This window comes from Pseudomonas sp. GW822-FHT02D10 (assembly GCF_058802345.1).
In genome coordinates this window covers 98,365-117,529 of sequence record NZ_JBXAOB010000018.1, presented here as the reverse complement: position 1 = coordinate 117,529, position 19,165 = coordinate 98,365, and the positions used below count along the sequence as shown (strand labels likewise).

13 protein-coding genes are annotated in these 19,165 nt (G+C 60.3%); 1 reads left to right on the top strand and 12 read right to left on the bottom strand.

All coding sequences use genetic code 11. The features are described 5' to 3' along the window. Positions 1-108: 108 nt before the first annotated feature. The 11 genes from hemE to AC1RPZ_RS23565 form a co-directional block, all read right to left on the bottom strand. Complete coding sequence (hemE, locus tag AC1RPZ_RS23615) at positions 109-1,176, bottom strand: uroporphyrinogen decarboxylase (protein ID WP_493139837.1); 1,068 nt, start codon at positions 1,174-1,176, stop codon at positions 109-111. A 293-nt stretch (positions 1,177-1,469) separates the two neighbouring features. Then, entirely contained in the window at positions 1,470-2,888 is a 1,419-nt protein-coding gene (locus AC1RPZ_RS23610; RefSeq protein WP_493139836.1) for an FAD-dependent oxidoreductase, read from the bottom strand. A 33-nt stretch (positions 2,889-2,921) separates the two neighbouring features. Then, a complete protein-coding gene (gltB, locus tag AC1RPZ_RS23605; protein WP_493139835.1) occupies positions 2,922-7,367 on the bottom strand; it encodes a glutamate synthase large subunit in 4,446 nt (1,481 codons plus the stop codon). A gap of 349 nt (positions 7,368-7,716) precedes the next feature. After that, positions 7,717-9,324: an AAA family ATPase gene (locus AC1RPZ_RS23600; protein ID WP_493139833.1), complete on the bottom strand. Its 1,608-nt coding sequence runs from the start codon at positions 9,322-9,324 to the stop codon at positions 7,717-7,719. A 10-nt stretch (positions 9,325-9,334) separates the two neighbouring features. Beyond that, entirely contained in the window at positions 9,335-10,435 is a 1,101-nt protein-coding gene (aroB, locus tag AC1RPZ_RS23595; protein WP_493139832.1) for a 3-dehydroquinate synthase, read from the bottom strand. Positions 10,436-10,582: 147 nt separating this feature from the next. Then, positions 10,583-11,101: a shikimate kinase AroK gene (aroK, locus tag AC1RPZ_RS23590; RefSeq protein WP_493139831.1), complete on the bottom strand. Its 519-nt coding sequence runs from the start codon at positions 11,099-11,101 to the stop codon at positions 10,583-10,585. A gap of 4 nt (positions 11,102-11,105) precedes the next feature. Continuing rightward, a complete protein-coding gene (locus AC1RPZ_RS23585) occupies positions 11,106-13,187 on the bottom strand; it encodes a type IV pilus secretin PilQ (protein ID WP_493139829.1) in 2,082 nt (693 codons plus the stop codon). Between the two features lie 13 nt (positions 13,188-13,200). Further along, on the bottom strand, positions 13,201-13,728 hold the full coding sequence (locus tag AC1RPZ_RS23580) for a pilus assembly protein PilP (protein ID WP_493139827.1): 528 nt from the start codon (positions 13,726-13,728) through the stop codon (positions 13,201-13,203). Further along, the gene (gene pilO / locus AC1RPZ_RS23575) at positions 13,725-14,348 is read right to left on the bottom strand and encodes a type 4a pilus biogenesis protein PilO (protein WP_493139826.1); all 624 of its coding nucleotides are present in this window, start codon (positions 14,346-14,348) and stop codon (positions 13,725-13,727) included. The genes AC1RPZ_RS23580 and pilO overlap by 4 nt, the downstream gene beginning before the upstream one ends. Then, positions 14,345-14,911, bottom strand: coding sequence for a PilN domain-containing protein (locus AC1RPZ_RS23570; protein ID WP_493139825.1), 567 nt, complete (start codon positions 14,909-14,911; stop codon positions 14,345-14,347). Before AC1RPZ_RS23570 ends, pilO begins: the two co-directional genes overlap by 4 nt. Further along, positions 14,911-15,975: a pilus assembly protein PilM gene (locus AC1RPZ_RS23565; RefSeq protein WP_493139823.1), complete on the bottom strand. Its 1,065-nt coding sequence runs from the start codon at positions 15,973-15,975 to the stop codon at positions 14,911-14,913. The genes AC1RPZ_RS23570 and AC1RPZ_RS23565 overlap by 1 nt, the downstream gene beginning before the upstream one ends. A 217-nt stretch (positions 15,976-16,192) precedes the next feature. On the opposite strand from AC1RPZ_RS23565, the gene AC1RPZ_RS23560 reads away from it, so the two are divergent. Then, positions 16,193-18,628, top strand: a complete 2,436-nt coding sequence (locus tag AC1RPZ_RS23560; RefSeq protein ID WP_493139845.1) for a penicillin-binding protein 1A — start codon at positions 16,193-16,195, stop codon at positions 18,626-18,628. 73 nt (positions 18,629-18,701) lie between these two features. Here the strand turns inward: AC1RPZ_RS23560 and AC1RPZ_RS23555 are convergent, their stop codons facing one another. Beyond that, the gene (locus AC1RPZ_RS23555; protein ID WP_493139821.1) at positions 18,702-19,091 is read right to left on the bottom strand and encodes a DUF6124 family protein; all 390 of its coding nucleotides are present in this window, start codon (positions 19,089-19,091) and stop codon (positions 18,702-18,704) included. Between the last annotated feature and the right edge of the window lie 74 nt (positions 19,092-19,165).

Sequence of the window (19,165 nt, the reverse complement as noted above, 5' to 3'; positions counted from 1 at the left end):
TCCGATGCCAGAGATCTGGCATCGGATTTTCTAGGAAGCCCGGCGTGGACTCAAATGCTTAAGTGAACAGCATTACGGTATTGGCCGGGCGTTGTTATCGGGCGACGATCACTCGTGATACTGCGCCGACAATTCATGCACCGCGCGCAGGAAGGCGCCGGCGTGTTCCGGGTCGACTTCCGGGGTGATGCCATGGCCGAGGTTGAACACGTGGCCGCTGCCTTTGCCGTAGCTGGCGAGAATGCGCCCGACTTCAGCGCGAATGGCTTCCGGTTTGGCGTAAAGAACGGTCGGGTCCATGTTGCCTTGCAGGGCGACTTTGCTGCCGACACGCTGTCGGGCTTCGCCGATATCGCAGGTCCAGTCCAGACCCAGCGCATCAGCACCGGCGTCGGCAATGCTTTCCAGCCACAGGCCGCCGTTTTTGGTGAACAGGATGACCGGCACTTTGCGGCCTTCGTGTTCACGGATCAGGCCGCTGACGATTTTGCGCATGTAGGCCAGGGAGAACTCCTGATACGCGGCTGCCGAGAGGTTGCCGCCCCAGGTGTCGAAGATCTGCACCGCTTGCGCGCCGGCCATGATCTGGCCGTTGAGGTAAGAGGTGACCGACTGCGCGAGTTTATCCAGCAGCAGGTGCATGGCCTGCGGGTTGTCGTAGAGCATGGCCTTGGTCTTGCGGAAGTCTTTCGACGAGCCGCCTTCGACCATGTAGGTGGCGAGGGTCCATGGGCTGCCGGAGAAGCCGATCAGCGGCACGCGGCCGTTCAACTCGCGGCGGATGGTGCTGACCGCGTCCATGACGTAGCCGAGGTCTTTGTGTGGGTCAGGAATTGGCAGGGCTTCGACGTCGGCCAGGGTGCTGACGACTTTCTTGAAGCGCGGACCTTCGCCGGTTTCGAAGTACAGGCCCTGGCCCATGGCATCGGGGATGGTCAGGATATCGGAAAAGAGAATCGCCGCATCCAGTTGTGGATAACGGTCGAGCGGCTGCATCGTGACTTCGCAAGCGAACTCCGGGTTCATGCACAGGCTCATGAAATCACCGGCCTTGGCACGGCTGGCGCGGTATTCAGGCAGGTAGCGACCGGCCTGACGCATCATCCACACGGGCGTGACGTCTACGGGTTGCTTGAGCAGGGCGCGAAGGAAACGGTCGTTCTTCAGGGCAGTCATGTCGGCATCCGGAAAAAAAGTGCGGGCATTTTCTCAGAGCGCGACGCAAAAGGCACGGCAAGCGCCGCACCTTTTGTCTATCGAGTCAATTTGTCGCGCTGGGACCTAGTATTGAGCAACACCGAGAAACACCTGTGGGAGCAGCCGGTCGACGCTCGATTGCTCGCGATGAGGGCCTCACATTCAACATCTCTGTCGACTGATCTGCCGCCATCGCGAGCAAGCTCGCTCCCACATTTGATCCCATTTCAGATCAAGGGCCAATGTGCCCTCAATTCAGATCCGGATTATGGTTAGACGCCCAGGTAATCCAGGATCCCTTCGGCGGCGTTACGGCCTTCGAAGATTGCTGTCACCACCAGATCAGAACCACGCACCATGTCGCCACCCGCGAAGATTTTCGGGTTGCTGGTCTGGTGCTTGTACTGGCCAAGTTCGGGGGCCACAACGCGGCCCTGGCTGTCGGTCTGGATGCTGAACTGCTCGAACCACGAGGCCGGGCTTGGACGGAAACCGAAGGCGATGACCACAGCGTCGGCCGGGATGATCTCTTCGGAACCCGGGATCGGCTCGGGGCTGCGACGGCCACGGGCGTCCGGCTCGCCGAGACGGGTCTCGACCACCTTCACGCCTTCGACCCGGTCTTCACCGACGATCGCGATTGGCTGACGGTTGTAGAGGAATTTCACGCCTTCTTCCTTGGCGTTCTTCACCTCTTTGCGCGAGCCCGGCATGTTCGCTTCGTCACGACGATAGGCACAGGTCACCGACTTGGCGCCCTGACGGATCGAGGTGCGGTTGCAGTCCATCGCCGTGTCGCCGCCGCCCAGTACCACGACCTTCTTGCCTTTCATGTCGACGAAATCTTCCGGCGACTTTTCAAAGCCCAGGTTGCGGTTGACGTTGGCGATCAGGAAATCCAGCGCGTCGTAGACGCCCGGCAGGTCCTCACCGGCAAAGCCGCCCTTCATGTAGGTGTAGGTGCCCATGCCCATGAACACGGCATCGTATTCTTCGAGCAGGTGCTCGATGGTCACGTCCTTGCCGATTTCGGTATTCAGGCGAAACTCGATGCCCATGCCGGTGAAGACCTCGCGGCGATTGCTCAGCACGGTCTTTTCCAGCTTGAACTCGGGGATGCCGAAGGTCAGCAGACCACCGATTTCCGGGTTCTTGTCGAACACCACCGGGGTCACGCCGCCGCGTACCAGCACGTCGGCACAGCCCAGGCCAGCAGGGCCCGCGCCGATCACCGCGACACGTTTGCCGGTCGGTTTGACCTTGGACATGTCCGGGCGCCAGCCCATGGCGAACGCGGTGTCGGTGATGTACTTCTCGACCGAACCGATGGTCACTGCGCCGAAGCCGTCGTTAAGGGTGCACGCGCCCTCGCACAGACGGTCCTGCGGGCACACCCGGCCGCAGACTTCCGGCAGGGTATTGGTCTGGTGCGACAGTTCGGCGGCGGCGAGGATGTTGCCCTCGGCCACCAGTTTCAGCCAGTTGGGAATGAAGTTGTGCACCGGGCACTTCCATTCGCAATACGGATTACCGCAACCCAGGCAGCGGTGGGCCTGGTCGGCCGACTGCTGGGGTTTGAAGGGTTCGTAGATTTCCACGAACTCTTTCTTGCGTTGACGCAACAGTTTCTTCTTCGGATCCTTGCGCCCGACCTCGATGAACTGGAAGTCATTATTCAGACGTTCAGCCATTGTTAAAACCTCATCAAACTCTTCAGGCGCATATCACTGCGGGTTGGCACGGGTGCTGGAAAGCAGCGATTTCAAGTTGGCAGCCTTTGGCTTGACCAACCAGAACCGGCGCAAGTAGTCATCGAGGTTCTCGGCGAGGTTACGACCCCACTCGCTGTCGGTTTCCTCGACGTATTCGTTCAGCACGCGTTGCAGGTGGCTGCGATAGGCTTCCATCGCCTCACCGCTGATCCGCTGGATTTCCACCAGTTCGTGGTTGACCCGGTCAACGAAGGTGTTGTCCTGGTCGAGCACGTAGGCGAAACCGCCGGTCATGCCTGAGCCGAAGTTGTAACCGGTCTTGCCCAGTACACAGACGAAACCACCGGTCATGTACTCGCAGCAGTGATCGCCAGTGCCTTCAACCACGGTGTGAGCACCGGAGTTACGCACCGCGAAACGCTCGCCCGCGGTACCGGCGGCGAACAGCTTGCCGCCCGTGGCGCCGTACAGACAGGTGTTGCCGATAATGGCGCTGTCCTGAGTTTTGTAGACGCTGCCTTTTGGCGGAACGATGACCAGTTTGCCGCCGGTCATGCCTTTGCCGACGTAGTCGTTGGCATCGCCTTCGAGGTACATGTTCAGGCCGCCGGCGTTCCACACACCGAAGCTCTGGCCCGCCGTCCCTTTGAAGCGGAAGGTGACCGGCGCATTGGCCATGCCCTGGTTGCCGTGCTTGCGCGCGATTTCACCGGAGATCCGCGCGCCGATAGAGCGGTCGCAGTTGCAGATGTCCAGAGCGAAATCGGCGCCGCTCAGGTCGTTGATCGCCGAAGTGGCCATCTCGACCATCTTCTCGGCCAGCAGGCCTTTGTCGAACGGCGGGTTGCGGTCGACCTGGCAGAACTGTGGCTTGTCTGCCGGGATGTGATCGCTGCCCAGCAACGGAGTCAGATCCAGGTGTTGCTGCTTGGCGGTCTGGCCTTCGAGGATGTCCAGCAGATCGGTACGACCGATCAGTTCTTCGAGGGAGCGCACGCCCAGCTTGGCCAGCCACTCACGGGTTTCTTCAGCGACATAGGTGAAGAAATTCACCACCATGTCGACCGTACCGATGTAGTGGTCCTTGCGCAGTTTTTCGTTCTGAGTCGCCACGCCGGTGGCGCAGTTGTTCAGGTGGCAGATGCGCAGGTATTTGCAGCCCAGGGCGATCATTGGCGCGGTGCCGAAGCCGAAGCTTTCAGCGCCGAGGATGGCCGCCTTGATCACGTCGAGGCCGGTTTTCAGGCCGCCGTCGGTCTGCACCCGGACCTTGCCGCGCAGGTCGTTGCCGCGCAGGGTCTGGTGGGTTTCAGCCAGGCCGAGCTCCCACGGTGCGCCCGCGTACTTGATCGAGGTCAGCGGCGATGCGCCGGTGCCGCCGTCGTAGCCGGAAATGGTGATCAGGTCGGCATACGCCTTGGCCACGCCAGCGGCGATGGTGCCAACGCCCGCTTCTGCGACCAGCTTCACCGAGACCAGGGCCTTCGGGTTGACTTGTTTCAGGTCGAAAATCAGCTGCGACAAGTCTTCGATCGAATAGATGTCGTGGTGCGGCGGTGGCGAAATCAGCGTCACGCCTGGCACTGCATAACGCAGTTTGGCGATCAGACCGTTGACCTTGCCGCCTGGCAACTGGCCCCCTTCGCCGGGTTTGGCGCCCTGCGCGACCTTGATCTGCAGCACTTCAGCGTTGACCAGGTATTCCGGAGTCACACCGAAACGGCCGGTGGCCACTTGCTTGATTTTCGAGCTCTTGATGGTGCCGTAACGCGCCGGGTCTTCGCCGCCTTCGCCGGAGTTGGAACGCGCACCGAGGCGGTTCATGGCTTCGGCCAGGGCTTCGTGGGCTTCCGGCGACAGTGCACCGAGGGAGATGCCGGCGGAGTCGAAGCGTTTGAGCACCGATTCCAGCGGTTCGATCTCGCTGATGTCCAGCGGCGTCTCAAGGGTTTTGACCTTGAACAGGTCGCGGATCATCGACACCGGACGGTTGTCCACCAGCGCCGTGTATTCCTTGAACTTGCTGTAATCGCCCTGCTGCACAGCAGCTTGCAGGGTGCTGACCACGTCCGGGTTGTACGCGTGGTATTCGCCACCGTGGACGAACTTCAGCAAGCCGCCCTGCTGGATTGGCTTGCGCGGGCTCCAGGCTTCGGCAGCCAAGGCCTTCTGCTCGGCTTCGATGTCGACGAAGCGCGCGCCCTTGATGCGGCTCGGCACGCCACGGAAGCTCAGGTCGCAGACTTCCTGAGACAGGCCGATGGCTTCGAACAACTGAGCGCCACGGTACGAAGTGACGGTCGAGATGCCCATCTTCGAGAGAATCTTGAGCAAGCCTTTGGTGATGCCTTTGCGATAGTTCTTGAACACCTCGTAGAGGTCGCCCAGCACTTCACCGGTGCGGATCAGGTCGCCCAGCACTTCGTAAGCCAGGAACGGATAAACCGCAGAGGCGCCGAAGCCGATCAGCACCGCGAAGTGATGCGGATCGCGTGCAGTGGCAGTCTCGACCAGGATGTTGCTGTCGCAACGCAGGCCTTTTTCGGTCAGGCGATGGTGCACCGCCCCCGTGGCCAGGGAAGCGTGAACCGGCAGTTTGCCCGGGGCAATATGACGGTCGCTCAGCACGATCTGGGTACGCCCGGAGCGCACGGCTTCTTCGGCCTGGTCGGCGATGTTGCGCACTGCGGCTTCAAGGCCCAGCGCCTCATCGTAGTTAAGGTCGATGATCTGGCGTTCGAAGCCGGGACGATCGAGGTTCATCAGCGAGCGCCACTTGGCCGGGGAAACGACCGGCGAACTGAGGATCACGCGCGAGGCGTGTTCAGGCGATTCCTGGAAGATGTTGCGCTCGGCTCCGAGGCAGACTTCCAGCGACATGACGATGGCTTCACGCAGCGGGTCGATCGGCGGGTTGGTGACCTGCGCGAACTGCTGGCGGAAATAGTCGTAAGGCGTGCGCACACGCTGAGACAGCACGGCCATCGGCGTATCGTCGCCCATGGAGCCGACCGCTTCGTAGCCCTGCTCGCCCAATGGGCGCAGCACCTGGTCACGTTCTTCAAAAGTGACCTGGTACATCTTCATGTATTGCTTGAGCTGGTCGACGTCGTAGAACGCCGAACCGTGGTCGTTGTCTTCCATCGTCGCCTGGATGCGCAGGGCATTCTTGCGCAGCCATTGCTTGTAGGGATGACGGGACTTCAAGCGGTTGTCGATGGCATCGGTGTCGAGGATCTGACCGGTTTCGGTGTCCACGGCGAAGATCTGGCCAGGCCCGACACGGCCCTTGGCGATCACGTCTTCAGGCTGGTAGTTCCAGACACCGATTTCCGAGGCCAGGGTGATGAAACCGTTTTTGGTGGTGACCCAACGCGCCGGGCGCAGACCGTTACGGTCGAGCAGGCACACCGCGTAACGACCGTCGGTCATTACCACACCGGCCGGGCCGTCCCACGGCTCCATGTGCATCGAGTTGTATTCATAGAACGCGCGCAGGTCAGGGTCCATGGTCTCGACGTTCTGCCACGCTGGCGGAATGATCATCCGCACGCCACGGAACAGGTCGATGCCGCCGGTGACCATCAGCTCCAGCATGTTGTCCATGCTCGAGGAGTCGGAACCCACGCGGTTGACCAGCGGGCCGAGTTCGTCCAGGTCCATCAGATCGTTGCTGAACTTGGTGCGACGGGCCACGGCCCAGTTGCGGTTGCCGGTGATGGTGTTGATCTCGCCGTTGTGCGCCAGGAAGCGGAACGGTTGAGCCAGCGGCCATTTCGGCAGGGTGTTGGTGGAGAAGCGCTGGTGGAACACGCAGATCGCGGTTTGCAGGCGCTGGTCGCTGAGGTCTGGATAGAAGGCGGTCAGGTCCGCCGGCATCATCAGGCCTTTGTAAATGATGGTCTTGTGGGAAAAGCTGCAGACATAGTGGTCGAGGTCGGCGGCATTGGCCACGGACGAGCGACGACGGGAAGTGAACAGCTTGACGGCCATGTCCTGATCGCTCAGGCCAGCACCGCCAATGAACACTTGTTCGATCTGCGGCAGGCGCTCGAGCGCCAGACGGCCGAGAACGCTGGTGTCGATTGGCACTTTGCGCCAGCCGACCAGTTGCAGGCCGGCAGCCAGGATCTCGCGGTTCATGTTCTCGCGAGCTGCTTCGGCTTTTACCGGGTCCTGATTGAAAAACACCATGCCCACGGCGTATTGCCTGGGCAGTTCAATACCGAACGTTTCCTGGGCGATGGCGCGCAGGAACACGTCGGGCTTTTGCATCAGCAGACCGCAACCGTCGCCGGTCTTGCCGTCAGCGTTGATCCCACCGCGGTGGGTCATGCAGGTCAGGGCCTCAATGGCCGTTTGCAACAGGGTATGACTGGGTTCGCCCTGCATATGGGCTATCAGGCCGAAACCGCAGTTATCCTTGAACTCATCTGGTTGGTACAGACCTGCTTTCATAGACACTTTCTCACCAGGCTGCCTCTTATCGAGACAAATTTCTTTTCAATTCAGCCAGTTACCTTCCACGCCGAACGTACGCCAGCTTTGCGGGGGCAAAAGGGAGGTCATTGTACACACCGACACAGAGGCTCACAAATTTGACGACGAAATGTCGCAAATCTATGTCGCATTTGTGAAAGGTTTAAAGCGATCTGCTGTGCTAGTCAAAACATTTTTAATGTTGACCGCAACGACTCAAAGACTACTGTGACGCAGACACCGCAACGCACGCGGCTTTGACAGCCGCATGCGCTTGCAGAAATTTTGAGGTGCCGGGAGAGGCGGCCTGGGTAAGGCCGCCGAATCTTCAGCGAGCTGTTGCCAGTTCCTGTTGGACGCTGGCGACAGAGCGAGGCCAAGGTTTACCAGCCTGAACCTTCTCTGGCAAGGCCTTGATGGCGGTAACGGCTGCATCGCGGTTGGCGAAGCTACCGTAAGTGATGACGTAAAGCGGCTTGCCGTTGAGGACTTTCTTGAAATAGCGGTACTCGCCGCCCTGTTCCTTGACGAAGTTTTGCGCCGTGGCTTCAGAGCTGGTGCCGAGAATTTGCACCACATAGTTACCCGGCGCCTGACCGGCATACCAGGTACCACCGGTCGCTGCTTTGGCGACGCTGGCCGGCTTCTCGACGGCTTTTTCGACAGGCTTGGCGACCGGGGCTGGCTTGGCCACTACTGGAGCCGGTTTGGCCGCAGGTGCAGGAGCAGGCTTGGCGGTGGCGACCTGAGTCGGCGCAGGCGCTGGCTTGGCTGCTGGAGCTGGCACAGGTGCTGGCGTCGGACCGGCCGGGACACCTGCTGGAGGCGCGGTGGTGGTCACGGTAGGCGGTTTGGCGCTGGAGCCTTCGACCGGCACGCCGTCGTCGCCTTCGGTGATACCGCCCGCGGCTTCTGCCAATGGGCCACGCATAACCGGCTGCGATTGCCCGACCAGCGGCAACGGCATCGGCTGGGTATTGCCGGCGAACTCGACCGCCGGTGCGCCGCCGCTGTTCGGTTTCGGTGTACCCAGTGGCAGTTGCGCCTGCTCATTGGCTGGCGCACCGGTGGTTGGTGCCTTGCTGCGACCTGGCATCAACCAGGCAGCAGCCACCGCGACCACGACTACGGCGGATATCGCCAATACGTGTTTCTTCGGCATGTTGAACCCCATACTTGGACGCTTGACCGCTGAGCGGCTAGCAATCATGGCTTCGATCATCGCATCGCGGGCGACCTGATTGATGTTGCCAGGCCATCCATCGGCGCTTTCGTGAATCTCAGAGATCTGATTCGCGGAGAAAAGTTCGATTCCCTGACCGGCACCTTCAAGTCGCTGGGCCAGGTATTCGCGGGTTTCTTCTTCGGCGTAAGGTTGCAGCTCGATGACGTGGAAGCGCTCTTCCTCGGTGCTCAGCTGCTCAAGTTCAGCGATCAGCGACGACTCACCGAACAGGAACACGTGCGGACGACCTTCCGGTGCACCAGCGGCCAGTGCCAACAGCGCTTCCAGCGCGGATTCGTCGAGCTGCTCGGCGTCATCGACCAGCAAGTAGACTTCCTGCCCCGTCAGTGCGAGCTGTACCACCTGCTTGAGGATTGCGCCGACTTCAGCCTGGGCGACGTTCAGCGCCTGAGCCACCTGACGCAACACACCCGCCGCATCGCCGGCACCACGCGCAGACACCACCACGCTCTGTACCGACTGTTTGTTGGTACTGGCTACCAGCGCCTGACGCAACAGGGTCTTGCCGCTGCCTTGTGGGCCGGTGACCACCAGCAACAACTGGCTGTAACGAGCCAGGTGATGCAGTTGCCCCAGCACGGGCTTGCGCTGGGCAGGGAAGAACTTGAAGCCAGGCACCCGTGGAGCAAAAGGGTCGTGACTCAACTGGTAGTGGCCGAGGAACGCCTCGTCGGCATGCAAACTAGTCATCGGGATCTTATTAACCTTTAAGCTGAGCCAGGGCGCGGTAGTCCGCTCCCAGCGTGGCCTGTAAAACCTCTTTCGGATAATCGTCGGTCACTACGGCTTCGCCCATGCGGCGCAACAACACCAGTCGCAAACGACCGTCGATTACTTTCTTGTCAATTGCCATGTGTTCGAGAAAATCGGCTTCCGTCATCACTGAAGGCGGGATGACCGGCAACCCGGCGCGCTGGAACAGGCGAATGCCACGATCACGCTCCTGGGCACTGATCCAGCCCAGACGCGAGGACATTTCCAGGGCCATTACGGTGCCAGCAGCCACCGCCTCACCATGTAGCCAGACACCATAGCCCATGTGGGTTTCGATGGCGTGGCCGAAGGTATGCCCCAGGTTGAGCGTGGCGCGTACACCGGACTCCCGTTCGTCGGCACCGACCACAGCGGCCTTGGCCGCGCAGGAGCGTTCGATCGCGTAGGTCAGGGCCGTTTGATCCAGTGCCCGCAGGCGATCGACGTTGTCTTCGAGCCAGGTGAGGAACGGCTCGTCGCAGATCAGCCCGTACTTGATGACTTCCGCCAGGCCCGCAGACAACTCGCGCGCCGGCAAGGTATTGAGTGTGGCGGTATCGATCAACACGACGTTCGGCTGATAGAAAGCGCCGACCATGTTTTTGCCCAGCGGGTGGTTGATGCCGGTCTTGCCGCCCACCGAGGAGTCGACTTGCGAGAGCAAGGTGGTCGGGACCTGAATGAAATCGACACCCCGCTGGTAACAGGCGGCGGCAAAACCGGCCATGTCGCCAATCACACCGCCGCCCAAAGCGATCACGGTGGTGCGGCGGTCATGGCGGGCGGTCAGCAGGCCGTCAAAGATGGTTTGCAGGGTTTCCCAGGTCTTGAAGGCTTCGCCGTCGGGCAGAACCACGGAAATAACCGAAAACTGCGCAAGGCTGCGGGTCAGACGCTCTAGATACAGCGGCGCAACGGTCTCGTTGGAGATGATCGCGACTTGCCGCCCGGCGATATGCGGCGCCAGCAGTTCGGGCTGATCCAGCAACCCTTCGCCAATATGGATCGGGTAGCTACGCTCGCCTAAATCGACCTTAAGTGTCTGCATGTGTCCCCACAGTGAAGTTGGAATCAGGCGTCCTGCCTTACATTATCGACTGGCAACATCTGCTTGTGTGACGCTGCCCACTTGCCATGCGCCATACCTTTGAGCCGTCATGACCGGAGCCGAGGATAGCGCATTTCGTTCTGCGCATTAACGGGGAGGTAGCTGCTGCAAGCGTTCCAGGATGTCCAGGACCACCATTCGCGGCGGCCGCTCATCGGTTTCCACCACCAGGTCGGCGATTTCCCGATACAGCGGATCGCGCAACGCCAGCAAATCCCGGAGGGTTTTTGCCGGGTCGGCAGTGCGCAGCAGTGGACGATTGCGATCACGCGCGGTGCGCCCGACCTGCTGTTCGACCGAGGCGTGCAGATACACCACTCGCCCGCCGGCGTGCAGCGCCCGACGATTGGCTTCGCGCATCACTGCGCCACCGCCCGTCGCCAGCACCACGCCGTCAAGCGCGCACAACTCGGCGATCATCGCCTGCTCGCGCTCACGAAAGCCGGGCTCGCCTTCTTTATCGAAAATCCACGGGATATTGGCGCCCGTGCGCAATTCAATTTCCTTATCGGAATCTTTGAACGGCAGGCGCAGCTCTTTGGCCAACAAGCGGCCGATGGTGCTTTTTCCAGCACCCATCGGCCCAACAAGAATCAAATTTCGCACAGAATCAATGACTCACAGCAATCGCCTGGTTATTCATGATACGCGGAGTGAGAAATACCAGCAGCTCGGATTTTTTCTCCGACACCACGTCACGCCGGAAAAGGCGGCCAAGATACGGCACATCACCGAGAAATGGCACCTTATCTACAACCTTGCTCTGAGTATTTGAGAAAACCCCACCAATAACGATGGTTTCGCCGTCGTTGACCAGTACCTTGGCGTTGACCTCGTTCTTCTTGATCGGCGGTACATCCTGCACTTTGTTCAGGTAGTCCGGCTCATCCTTGGTGACCTTGACCTCCATGATGATGCGGTTGTCCGGAGTGATCTGCGGCGTCACCTCCAGAGACAGCGAGGCCTCCTTGAACGCCACCGATGTCGCGCCGCTGGAGCTGGCTTCCTGATAGGGAATTTCCGTGCCCTTGAGGATTTTTGCGGTTTCCTTGTCGGAAGTGACCACTTTGGGCTGAGAGACGATTTCCCCGTTACCCGTCTTCTCCATGGCTGTCAGCTCAAGGTCCAGCAACACGTTATCGGTGATGAAGGCGATGCCGATCCCCGACGTATTCCCCGCCGTACCCATGTCGACGAAGGGTGAGTTGGTGCTGGTGCTGCCCGGCGTACCAATGGTCGATGAGGCGTTGGCCCCGTTGCTGACCCCGGAGGTATTCCAGTTACCCTTATTGCGGATCGAACCGCCCCAGCGCACGCCGAGGCTTTTGTCGTAGTCGACGTTGGCTTCGACGATCCGCGCCTCGATCATCACCTGACGCACCGGAATATCCAGCTGAGCAACGATCCGCCGCAGCTCATCCAGGCGATCCTGGGTCTGGTAGGCAATGATGTTGTTGGTTCGCTCGTCGACAGTGATCGAACCGCGCTCATCGACTTTCGCCTCGGCGCTGGTCACCGACTGGAACAGCTTGGCGATATCCGCCGCCTTGGCGTAGTTGACCTGTAGCAGCTCACGGCGCAGTGGCGCCAGCTCGGCGATCTGCTTGCGTGACTCCAGTTCCTGGCGCTCGCGGGCAGCAATCTCATCTGCCGGCGCTACCAGCAAGACGTTGCCGATCTTGCGTTTGTCCAACCCTTTGGTCTTGAGCACCAGGTCCAGTGCCTGATCCCACGGCACGTTTTGCAGGCGCAAGGTTATGCCGCCCTGCACCGTGTCGCTGGCCACCAGATTGAGGTTGGTGAAATCGGCGATCAGTTGCAGTACCGAGCGCACGTCGATGTCCTGGAAATTCAACGACAGCTTCTCGCCGCTGTAGGCAAAGCGCTCTGCGTTGCGCTTCTGCAGATCGTCGACGGTCATCGGGCGGACGCTGACCGTCAGCTTGTTATCGGTCTGGTACGTCGAATAGTCGAATGCGCCGCTGGGTTCGATGCTGATGCTGGCTTTATCGGAGGACGCACTGGCATTGACGAACTGCACCGGTGTGGCGAAATCCTTGACGTCCAGACGAACCCGCAAGCGTTCAGGCAACTGGGTTTTGGCGAAGGTGAGGATAATCTTGCCGCCATGCTCCTGGATGTCCGGGCTAATGCCTGGGTCTGACAAATCAATGACGACATTGCCTTCACCCTGCTCACCGCGCTGAAAGTCCACGCCGCGAATAGCCTTGCTCACGGGAGCATAAGCCTTGGTTGGCGCTGGCATGGCGCTGGCCACTCGCGGTGCAGCGGGCCGGGGTTTCTGAGCAGCGGCGGCCTGCCCAACCACCACGAACAGCGTGTTGCCCTCGACTCGCGTGCTGTAAGGCGTCAGCTGCGTCAGGTTGATGATCAAGCGCGTCCGGTCCTTGGCCTCGACCACCGTCGCACTGCGGGCGTTGCCACCCCCCAGATCACGCGTCTTGCTTGCCAGTTGACTGCTCACACCCGGCAAATCGAGGGCGATTCGTGCCGGCTGATCGGTGGTGTAGCCATGGGGCGTCGGCGGTGGCCCGTCGAAAGCCAGTTTCAACTCGACGCGATCACCCGGCAGCGCGGCGACATCCAGCGCTTTGAGATTGGCTGCCTGTACCATCGGTGAAAGCAGCGCCATCCATAGCGACAAACCGAGGGTTGAAAGGATCCTGTTCATGATTCGAGTTCCACTATGAGTGCTCTTTCAAAGGAATAGTCCGCGGTCGCTCCAGCCAGCCACCTTCGCCATCGGGAACGATTTCGACCACATCGACTTGCGAGTCACTGATGGTCACGATCCGGCCATCGTTGCGCCCCAGGTAGTCACCGACCTTCAGCCGATGCACCCCTCCAGCACCGCGCAACAACGCGAAAGCGCCAGAGGCATTGGAAATAGTGCCGACCATTTCAAACTGCTCGATGTTGAAACCTTCGAGGTATTGCTTGATCCGGCTCGTATCGGGTTTGACGTTGCGCGAGCCCTGTTTCCGAGCCGCCAGATCGACCCTGACCAGCGGTGAAAACGGGCTGCGCAACGACGCAGCCTTGTAGGTGAAGGTTTCGTACGACCTCAACGTCGGCACAGGTTCAATCTTGCCGGGTGGGCGCAGGCGCATCTCGTTCATGTAGGCGTCCAGATCGCTGAAGTCGTTACCACTGCCACAGCCGGCGAGTCCCCCCAGCAACACGGCCAGCGAATACCATCGGGCCGCATTCATTTCTGCAACCCCTTGTCGTTGTAGCGGTAAGTTTTGGCCAGGATGTTCATGCGCAGTTTCGAACCGCTGCCCGGAACGACCGGTTCGACGTTGAAGTCGTGCAGGGTGACGATCCGCGGGAGGCTGGCGACGCCACTGACGAAGGTCGCCAGATCATGGTAGGCGCCGGTGACGGTGATCTGAATCGGCAGCTCGATGTAGAACTGCTGGGTGACTTCCGGCAGCAGCTTGATCTCTTCGAACTCCAACCCGCTGCCCAATCCAGTGCGGGTGATGTCTTCCAGCAGACCGGGCACTTCGGTATCGCTGGGCAACTGCCGCAACAGCACGCCGAAGGAGATTTCCATCGCCTTCATCTGCTCGGTGTAGCGCTCCAGATTGGCCGCCAGGTGCGCTTTGCTCGCGACCTGCTCCTTGAGGGTGATTTCTCCGGCACGGGCCTGTTCGAGCTGATCCTCAAGATCCTTGAGGTAAAAGCTGTAACCCAGCGCCAGCACCAGAACCATCAGCAGCCCGCCAACCAGACCTTTGACTGCCGCGGGCCAGGAGCCCATGGTGCTCAGATCCAGGTCATTGATATCGACCTTGCGTAAGGCTTCGATCCATTCGGCCGAACTCATTTCGCGTCCTCCGCTGCGGCCGGTTGAGTCTGACGAACGCTCAACTGGAACACGTTGGCTTGATCCAGTGCACCCGCCGTGGTCGCTTTGACTTCGGTCAGGCTCGGCGCTTCGAACCAGTCGGACGCATCGAGGTTGCGCATCAGCTCCGATACGCGATTGTTCGATTCTGCCGCACCGCTGATGGACAGCGTTTTATCGACCATTTTCACGTCGGTGAAATACACCCCGTCTGGCAGGGTGCGCGCCAATTGATCGAAGATCCGCCCGCTGATCGGCCGGTTGCCTTGCAAGTCCTGGATGATCCGCATCCGCTCCACGAGTTGCTGGCGTCGGGCTTTCAGATCGCTGATCTGCTTGATTCGGTCATCGAGCACGGCAACTTGTTTAGCGACGTAATCGTTGCGCGCAACTTGTCGATCAATGGCACTGCTGATGTAGCGGTCCCCCAGCAGAATCACTCCAACTGCCGTTACCAGCACCACGGCCAACGCCAGCAGGAACCGCTTGCGACGCTCCTCACGCAGCTCTTCGCGCCAAGGAAGAAGATTGATCCGCGCCATCAGTCGAAACTCCTGAGCGCCAGACCGCAAGCAATCATCAGTGCCGGCGCATCATTCGCGAGGGCGCTGGCGTTGACCTTGCTGCTCAATGTCATGTCCGCAAATGGATTGGCCACCTGCGTCGGTGTGCCCAGACGCTGCTCGATCAGCCGGTCCATCCCGGTGACCGAGGCCGTACCACCGGCCAGCAGGATGTAGTCGACCGCGTTGTACTGGCCCGAGGCGAAAAAGAACTGCAACGACCGCGAAACCTGCTGCACCAGCGCCTCACGGAACGGTTGCAGGACTTCGCTGACGTAGTCGTCAGGCAAACCACCCTGTTTTTTTGCAAGCCCGGCCTGTTCGATGGTCATGCCATAGCGACGCTGGATTTCCTCCGTCAACTGACGACCGCCGAACAACTGCTCTCGGGTGTAGATGATTCGGCCGTTGGACAACACGCTCAAGGTGGTCATGGTGGCGCCGATGTCGACCACGGCCACCGTCGAACGCTCGGTGATATTGGCCAATTGCGCCGTCAGCAAGCCGAATGAACGCTCCAGCGCGTACGCCTCGACATCGACGACCCGGGCGGTCAGGCCGGCAAGGGCCAGCGCGGCTTCGCGAACTTCGACGTTTTCCTTGCGACAGGCTGCCAGCAGTACATCGACCCGCTCGGGATTACGACGGGCGGCGCCCTGTACTTCAAAGTCGATGGCGACTTCTTCGAGGGGATAGGGGATGTATTGGTCAGCTTCGATCTTCAGCTGATTTTCCATTTCATCCGGGGAAAGCCCGGCATCCATTTCGATGGTCTTGGTGATGACCGCTGATCCGGCAACCGCCACCGCGACACGTTTGACGCTGGTTTTGGCCTTGAGCAACACCCGGGCCAACGCCTGGCCGACACCTTCCAGATCGGCGATATTTTTCTCGACCACCGCGTTGGTCGGCAGCGGCTCTACCGCGTAGGCTTCGACCCGGTATCGATTACCTGTGCGACTGAGCTCGAGAAGCTTCACCGAGGTGGAGCTGATGTCGATCCCCAAAAGCGTGCGGCTTTTTTTATTGAAGAGTCCTGGCACTTGCAATTCCCTATGACTATCCGTGAGTTACGGACTCTTTATGGTTCGTTGTGTTCAATAGCTGCGCCTTGACAGAGGCGCCAAATGCGCTTTCGGTGGAAAAATGCTTATAATGCCCAGCGTTTTTTTCCGCTTTCTCAAGCGCGGGCCGAACCTTGCTTACCCTGAATGCCCTGACGCCTAATTCATTCTTTACCCTGGATGTCCAAAAGCCTTGATTCGTCTGCTGAAATTTTTCGGGTGGTCCATCGTCGCCGTTTTCTGCGGACTGCTCCTCGGTCTGAGCGGCGCGTTTCTTTACCTTAGTCCCGGATTGCCGTCCGTGGAGGCGCTGAGAAGCATTCAGTTGCAGATTCCCTTGCGGGTCTATAGCAGCGACGGCAAGTTGATCGCAGAGTTTGGCGAAATGCGCCGCACGCCGATCCGTTTCGCCGACATTCCCCCCAATTTCATCAATGCGTTACTAAGTGCTGAAGACGACAACTTCGCCAACCACTACGGCGTCGACCCCAGCAGCCTGATGCGTGCCGCCTCCCAACTGGTAAAAAGCGGACACATTCAATCCGGCGGCAGCACCATCACCATGCAGGTGGCAAAAAACTTCTTCCTCAGCAGCGAACGCAGCTTCTCGCGCAAGACCACGGAAATCCTCCTGGCCCTGCAAATCGAGCGTCAGCTGACCAAGGACGAGATCCTTGAGCTCTACGTGAACAAGATCTATCTGGGCAACCGCGCCTACGGCATCGAGGCGGCGGCGCAGGTGTATTACGGCAAGTCGATTCGCGACGTCAGCCTGGCGCAGATGGCGATGATCGCCGGCCTGCCTAAAGCCCCTTCGCGCTTCAACCCGCTGGCCAACCCTGCGCGCAGCAAGGAACGTCGCGACTGGATCCTGGGGCGCATGTACAAGCTTGGGAAAATCGACGAGGCGGCGTATCAGACCGCGATCAACGAGCCGCTGAACGCCAGTTATCACGTGCCGACGCCGGAAGTGAACGCGCCGTACATCGCTGAAATGGCCCGCGCCGAAATGGTCGGCCGTTATGGCGCCGATGCCTACACCGAAGGTTTCCGCGTTACCACTACCGTACCGAGCAATCTTCAGGAAATGGCCAACACCGCCGTTCATGAAGGCTTGATCACCTACGACCAGCGTCACGGCTACCGCGGCCCTGAATCCCGCCTGCCGGGCAAGACGCCCGCCGCCTGGGCCACAGAGCTGACCAAGCAGCGCACCATCAGCGGCCTGGAACCAGCCATTGTCACCCAGGTCGAGAAAAACGGCGTGCAGGTCCTGACCCGCAACGGTGAAGAACATGTCAGCTGGGACAGCATGAAATGGGCGCGCCCTTTCCTGAATACCAACAGCATGGGCGCGGCACCGAAGCAGCCATCGGACGTCGCTCAAGCCGGTGACCTGATCCGTGTACAACGCCAGGAAAACGCCCTGAAGTTCAGCCAGATTCCGGTCGCCCAAAGCGCGCTGGTTTCTCTTGATCCGCAGAATGGCGCCATCCGCGCACTGGTCGGCGGTTTCGCGTTCGAGCAGAGCAACTACAACCGCGCCATGCAGGCCAAGCGCCAACCGGGTTCGAGCTTCAAGCCATTCGTCTACAGCGCTGCGCTGGATAACGGCTACACCCCGGCAAGCCTGGTGAACGATGCACCGATCGTGTTCGTTGACGAGTACCTGGACAAGGTCTGGCGTCCGAAGAACGACACCAACACCTTCCTCGGCCCGATCCGCATGCGTGAAGCGCTCTACAAGTCGCGCAACCTGGTGTCGATTCGTCTGCTCCAGGCGCTGGGCGTCGACCGTACCATCGACTACATCAGCAAGTTCGGCTTCAACAAGCAGGACCTGCCGCGCAACCTGTCACTGGCCTTGGGCACCGCAACGCTGACGCCGATGGAAATCGCCACTGGCTGGAGTACGTTTGCCAACGGCGGCTACAAGATCACCCCGTACATCATCGACAAGATCGAAAGCCGCAACGGTGACACGCTGTTCGTCGCCAACCCGCCAAGCGTGCCGAAGGGCGATATCGCCAGCAGCGGGATCGCAGCGCCGGCGACCAACACCTTTACGGTCAATGCAACTCCGGGTGAAGTACCTGTGGCGCAAACCACCGTACAAGCACCGGCCGTCGCGGAACGGATCATCGACGGGCGCACCACGTTCATCCTCAACAGCATGCTCGAAGACGTGATCAAGCTGGGCACCGGGCGTCGCGCCCTGGCCATGGGCCGCAGCGACATCGCGGGCAAGACCGGGACCACCAACGAATCCAAGGACGCCTGGTTCTCGGGCTACAACGCCGATTACGTAACCACGGTCTGGACCGGTTTCGACCAACCGGAAAGCCTCGGCAAGCGCGAGTTCGGCGGCACCGTCGCACTGCCAATCTGGATGAATTACATGGGCGCCGCGCTCAAAGGCAGGCCGCCACATACCCAGGCCGAGCCGGAAGGCATCCTCAGCCTGCGGGTTGACCCGGTCAGTGGCCGTGCGGCCACTCCAAGCACACCAGGCGCCTACTTCGAGCTGTTCAAGGCCGAAGACACACCGCCATCGGTCAACGAGCTGGGCAACGGCAATGCGCCAGGCAGCCCACTGCCAGCGGACGAAGCGGCGCCGATCGATCTGTTCTGATCACAACAGCCTTACCAAAAAGCCCCGCTCTTCGATTGAAGGCGGGGCTTTTTAGCCTCTGGACTTCGCGCTTCTACTCTTTGACGTAAAACTGGTCCGACTCCGACGGGTTGTAGTCATCCAGCGCCTTGTCCACCAGTAACAAGGCGCCATCCACCATTCGGCAAATCGCCAACGCCACACTGCGTCGTGAACCTTCGATCTCGAATGCCAGGTCGGCGGCCATCACCTTGACTGAGGCCAGATCTTCCGAGGCATTGGCCAACAGACTTTCGAGACCCACGTCGGGCGCAACGCTAAACAGACGGTCTGAGCGCAGATCGCTGAAGCGCAGTTTGGCGAGCGTGGGTTTCAGGTAGTGATCGAGCGCACGGTGGGCGGCGTCGTGGAGCTTTTTTGAGTCGAGGGATTCGTAGGGGGAAACGTCGTCGTGTTCTGGCGGATCGGGGATCAACTTGTCCATGTTTTGCTCCTACTGAAGTGGGAGCCACGACTTGCCGGTCTCACTCGGCAAAGAGGTGGCAGCTGTGAACGGGG

What these genes read in the sequence shown, in the direction of transcription:
- AC1RPZ_RS23585 (WP_493139829.1), bottom strand. Translation starts at nt 13,187, where the DNA reads ATGAACAGGATCCTTTCAACCCTCGGTTTGTCGCTATGGATGGCGCTG.
- pilO (WP_493139826.1), bottom strand. Translation starts at nt 14,348, where the DNA reads ATGAGTTCGGCCGAATGGATCGAAGCCTTACGCAAGGTCGATATCAAT.
- AC1RPZ_RS23610 (WP_493139836.1), bottom strand. Translation starts at nt 2,888, where the DNA reads ATGGCTGAACGTCTGAATAATGACTTCCAGTTCATCGAGGTCGGGCGC.
- AC1RPZ_RS23570 (WP_493139825.1), bottom strand. Translation starts at nt 14,911, where the DNA reads ATGGCGCGGATCAATCTTCTTCCTTGGCGCGAAGAGCTGCGTGAGGAG.
- aroB (WP_493139832.1), bottom strand. Translation starts at nt 10,435, where the DNA reads ATGCAGACACTTAAGGTCGATTTAGGCGAGCGTAGCTACCCGATCCAT.
- AC1RPZ_RS23555 (WP_493139821.1), bottom strand. Translation starts at nt 19,091, where the DNA reads ATGGACAAGTTGATCCCCGATCCGCCAGAACACGACGACGTTTCCCCC.
- gltB (WP_493139835.1), bottom strand. Translation starts at nt 7,367, where the DNA reads ATGAAAGCAGGTCTGTACCAACCAGATGAGTTCAAGGATAACTGCGGT.
- AC1RPZ_RS23580 (WP_493139827.1), bottom strand. Translation starts at nt 13,728, where the DNA reads ATGAATGCGGCCCGATGGTATTCGCTGGCCGTGTTGCTGGGGGGACTC.
- hemE (WP_493139837.1), bottom strand. Translation starts at nt 1,176, where the DNA reads ATGACTGCCCTGAAGAACGACCGTTTCCTTCGCGCCCTGCTCAAGCAA.
- AC1RPZ_RS23600 (WP_493139833.1), bottom strand. Translation starts at nt 9,324, where the DNA reads ATGACTAGTTTGCATGCCGACGAGGCGTTCCTCGGCCACTACCAGTTG.